The 2,781-nt window shown below is 70.7% G+C and carries 4 protein-coding genes; 3 read left to right on the plus strand and 1 reads right to left on the minus strand.

The window, feature by feature from the left end; genetic code table 11:
* Together AOK24_RS30020 and AOK24_RS30025 are read left to right on the plus strand one after the other, a co-directional pair.
* A partial coding sequence (locus AOK24_RS30020) for an HAD family hydrolase (protein ID WP_055723183.1) occupies positions 1-614 on the plus strand: 614 nt, incomplete at its 5' end.
* A gap of 200 nt (positions 615-814) precedes the next feature.
* Positions 815-1,888: an SGNH/GDSL hydrolase family protein gene (locus AOK24_RS30025; protein ID WP_206191283.1), complete on the plus strand. Its 1,074-nt coding sequence runs from the start codon at positions 815-817 to the stop codon at positions 1,886-1,888.
* Positions 1,889-1,952: 64 nt separating this feature from the next.
* Here the strand turns inward: AOK24_RS30025 and AOK24_RS30030 are convergent, their stop codons facing one another.
* Positions 1,953-2,471 (minus strand): RICIN domain-containing protein, encoded by a 519-nt coding sequence (locus AOK24_RS30030; protein ID WP_055723185.1) that lies wholly within the window; start codon positions 2,469-2,471, stop codon positions 1,953-1,955.
* A gap of 80 nt (positions 2,472-2,551) precedes the next feature.
* On the opposite strand from AOK24_RS30030, the gene AOK24_RS51310 reads away from it, so the two are divergent.
* Positions 2,552-2,781, plus strand: a 230-nt coding sequence (locus AOK24_RS51310; protein WP_420876706.1) for a sigma factor, incomplete at its 3' end; no start/stop codon positions are given.

Consider the following 2,781-nt stretch of genomic DNA (forward strand, 5'->3'; position numbering starts at 1 on the left):
CCTCAGCCCCGCACACCCCCCTCGTCGTCTGGGACCTCGGCGGCGTCCTGGCCCCCTCCGGGCAGGCCCTCACCGCACTCGCCGAGGCGCTGGACCTCCCCGAGGAGGAGTTCGCCGCCCTCTACTGGGCCCACCGGGACCCGTACGACCTCGGAGGGACCCCCACCCGGTACTGGAGTCTGATCGGCGAGGCCCTGGGCCGGACGTTCGACGCCGGGTGGATCGAGCGGCTGGACCGGATCGACACCGCCGCCTGGGCCGTGCTCGCCGACGACTCGGCGGACCTCCTGGACCGGCTCGCCCGGCACGGAACCCCCCTCGGCGTGCTGTCCAACGCGCCCGCGTCCCTGGCGGCGGCCGTCCGGCGGGCCACGTGGAGCGCGCGGTTCGAGACGCTCGTCTTCTCCTCCGACCTCGGGCTCATGAAACCGGACCCCCAGGTCTACCGCAGCGCCGACCGGCACTTCGGGCGCCCGCCGTCCGACGTGATCTTCTTCGACGACCGCCCCGTGAACGTCGAGTCGGCACGCGCGCACGGCTGGCGCGCGCACGTGTGGACGGGCGTCGAGGCGGCTGCTCAAGTCCTCGTCGGCGAGGGGGTGTTGGCTGGCTGACCCGCTCCACGCGGGCCGACGCGGGCATTGACGCCTTGATCTGACGCGGTCACCTTGAACAAGGCCCCTGTGGGAGCGCTCCCGCATCCGACTCGTCAGCCGAGGACGATCACATGCCTTCTGGATCCCGACGCCCCTTGCTTCAACTCCCCTCGCCCCAACACCTTTTGCCCCAACTCCCCGTGTCCCGCCGGACGTTGATGGCCGCGACCCTTGCGGGGGCGGTGGCCGCCGTCGCCGCCCCCGCGACGGCCACCGCCGCCCCGACCCGGTTCCACACGGTGGGCCGGACCACGCCGGGCCCCGACGGGTTCGTCCAATTCACCTGGCCCGGCGTCTACTTCGAGGCCCGCTTCAAAGGGACCGGAGTGGGCGTCGTGCTCGACGACTCCGTCAACGACTACGACGTACAGATCGACGGCGCGACCGTGACGACCCTGGTGACACCGGGCCGGACCACCGCCCGGATCAGCGGTCTCGCCGACGGCGTACACCGCGTGCGGCTTGTCAAGCGGACCGAAAGCCCTTGGGCGGTAGGGAAGTTCGGGGGGTTCGTGGCCGTGCGTGGCGGTGCGATCCTGCCCGCGCCGCGTGCCCGGCGCCGGCAGATCGAGTACATCGGGGACTCCTTCACCGCCGGGTACGGCAATGTCTCCGGCGTCCGCGACTGCTCGGCCGTCGGGGGCGTGGACCGGAACACGAACGCCGACCTGTCCTTCGGGGCGCTGACCGCGAGAGCGCTCGACGCGGACTACCAGATCAACGCCTTCTCGGGCCGGGGCATGGTCCGCAACTACGCCGGTACGAGCCCCGGCACGGACTACCGGACGTACTACGACCGTGCGCTGCTGAACGTCGACGGCGACGTCTGGCACCGGCCGCCGAGCTGGCGCCCGCAGCTCATCGTCGTAGGTCTCGGCATCAACGACTTCTCCACCCCGCTCCACCCGGGTGAGCCCTGGACGACGCAGGAGGAGCTGGTGACGGTGTTCGAGACCGCCTACCACGGCTTCCTGGACCGGCTCCGGGCCCGCTACGGCCCCCGCCCCCACCTCCTCCTCAGCTCCACCCAGGTGTCCGCCCCCTACCGTGAGACCGTCGAACGCATCACCCGTACCCGTCATACCCAGGGTGACCCCCGCGTCCACCACTGGTACTACGGCGATGCCCCCTTGGACCTCCTGGCCTGCGACTGGCACCCCTCGGCCCAGGACCACCGCACCCTGTCGGCCCTCCTCCTCGACCGGGTCTCGACACTCGGCCTGCGCTGGTAGAACCACACCCCCGGGTGCGGCCGGTCACCCCCTGCGACCCGCCGCACCCGGACGGAAGCCCGGCTCAGAAGCCGAGCTTCCACCTCTGGAACCCGCCCCCGTTGCACCCCAACAGGTAGGCGTTTCCTGCCCGGTTGCTGTCGAGGCACCGGCCGCCGCCCGCGTCGGTGAGCTGGACGTTGTCCCAACCGGAGCCCACAGCACGCCAGATGCTGAGGTTGTGGCCCCAGTCGCCGGAGGAGGTGCAGGGGGCGGTGCGGGCGCTGGTGTCGGCCCAGTAGAGGCAGCGGCCGGTCGCGTTGTTGCGGATGGTGACTTCGTCGTAGTCGCTGTGGCGGTAGAAGTCGACGGTCCAGGTCTGGTAGGCGTTCCCCGGCTGGCAGGGCAGGGTGTAGACGTCACCGTTGCCGTTGCTGTCGAGGCAGCGCCCGGTCTCCCAGTTGCGCAGCAGGTTGGTGCCGATGGCTGCGGACGCGGGGGAGGCGCTGACGAGGGCCATCGCGAGGGAGAGGGCAACGGCGAAGAGCCCGGCGTACCAACGGAGGCTGAAAACACGGGACTTCGGCACGAGGTGCCTGTTCATCGTTCGATTCCTTCTCGAATGAGGGCTGGACAGGGAGCCGCGAACTGGCGTGCGCCGTCTTCCACTTGGGTTGTGTTTCGATGTACGCGACCTACGGGACCTGTACGCACGGCGAGGACGGTCAGGTTGCACGGCACTTCCAGACTTCCGGCGGCGGCATGACCGAGGACGAGTTCGACGCGTTCTACGCGACCGCGTTCCCCCGGCTGACCGGCCAGCTCACGGCGTTCACCGGGGACCACGGGGAGGCGCAGGACGTCGTCCAGGAGGCGTTCGTACGCGCCTGGAACCGCCGCCGGAAGTCTGGAAG

This window comes from Streptomyces niveiscabiei (assembly GCF_001419795.1).
GTDB classification, from domain to species: Bacteria; Actinomycetota; Actinomycetes; order Streptomycetales; family Streptomycetaceae; genus Streptomyces; species Streptomyces niveiscabiei.

What these genes read in the sequence shown, in the direction of transcription:
- AOK24_RS30025 (WP_206191283.1), top strand. Translation starts at nt 815, where the DNA reads ATGGCCGCGACCCTTGCGGGGGCGGTGGCCGCCGTCGCCGCCCCCGCG.
- AOK24_RS30030 (WP_055723185.1), bottom strand. Translation starts at nt 2,471, where the DNA reads ATGAACAGGCACCTCGTGCCGAAGTCCCGTGTTTTCAGCCTCCGTTGG.